We start from the raw sequence: 1,156 nt of genomic DNA on the forward strand, positions 1-1,156 counted from the left end.
GACTTCGAGGGCGTGCCGGACGGCGCTGACCGCTGCCGGTCCCTCGGCTAAGTCCGGACGCTGCAGCAGGCTTCGATCTCGCAGGTCGGCCTGACCGTGCAGGAACACCCACTTTGCCTCGTCCACGCCGATTCGCTGGGCCGACTCGACCGACATCAGCAGTACGGCGGCACCCTGGTTCACTTGGTCTCTGGCGACGAGGAAACGCGGGTAGGGATCGGCGATCATCCGGTTGCGCTCCGTGACCGCGGTGAGTTCTTCGGCGGTGCGCACCTCGGGAGCGGCCGAGAGTGGGTTTGCGGCTGCCACTTTGGTGAAAGGCGCGAAGAGCGCGCCCATGGCGGCTGAATACTTGTCCCGACTCTCTCCTCGTGGCGCACGACGCGCGTTTTCCAGCAACGCATACTGGGCGGGTGCGCCCGTCAGCCCATGGGCTACGAGTTCCGTGCCGACCAAGCCGGCCAGTCCAAATCCGCGGTCCTCGTAGCGGCCCGCGGGATCGTCCGGGTCATCGGAGAAGTCGGGCTTGTTATCCGACTTTGCAAGATGACGGATCGTGGATATCGCCTCAGCCCCGGCCAGCAGCACGACGTCGGCGTTACCGACTAGTATTTCGCGACTGAACTCGGTGACCAGGTGCTGCGGCGACTGTCCACCGGCGATCTCGAGGACCGCCCGCTTGGCAGCCGCCCCGAGTCGATTGCCCACCGAGACCGGGTATTTCGTGGACTTGCCGAGGGGCGCCGGCGCGCCGGGCGTCGAATCCTCGACCTGGCGGGTGCACGCGATCGTGTCGATCGTTGCGATGACGGTCGCCGAATCCGCGCCGGTGTCCGTGACCGCCGCACGCGCGGCCGCGACCGCCAGGTCGATCGGCGACAGGCCACGATAATCAGCGTCGTCGATCCGTTCGGCGGCTTGCCCGACGCCGACCACCACAGGCGTCCGCGGATCGATGGAGGCGATGTCTGCTGTCAACGATATTCAGCCCTGCACAGAACCTGCGAGGCGGTCCACCGCATCCAGGTAGTCCTCGATCATGTCCCGCACCACCTCACGGGCCGGCCTGACCTTGTTCATCAGTCCCACGCCTTGACCTACCCAATAGGTGGCTAATTCCTGCGCTCCCTTGTTGCCCTTCTCGGCGAGAACGTCG

1 pseudogene is annotated in these 1,156 nt (G+C 66.0%); it reads right to left on the bottom strand.

The features are described from left to right. Positions 1-978, bottom strand: a pseudogene (locus J3E61_RS34340) (acetyl-CoA acetyltransferase); the annotation flags it as partial. Positions 979-1,156: the final 178 nt, after the last annotated feature.

Origin of the sequence: Mycobacterium sp. OAE908, from assembly GCF_017872775.1 — a bacterium.
GTDB lineage: Bacteria > Actinomycetota > Actinomycetes > Mycobacteriales > Mycobacteriaceae > Mycobacterium.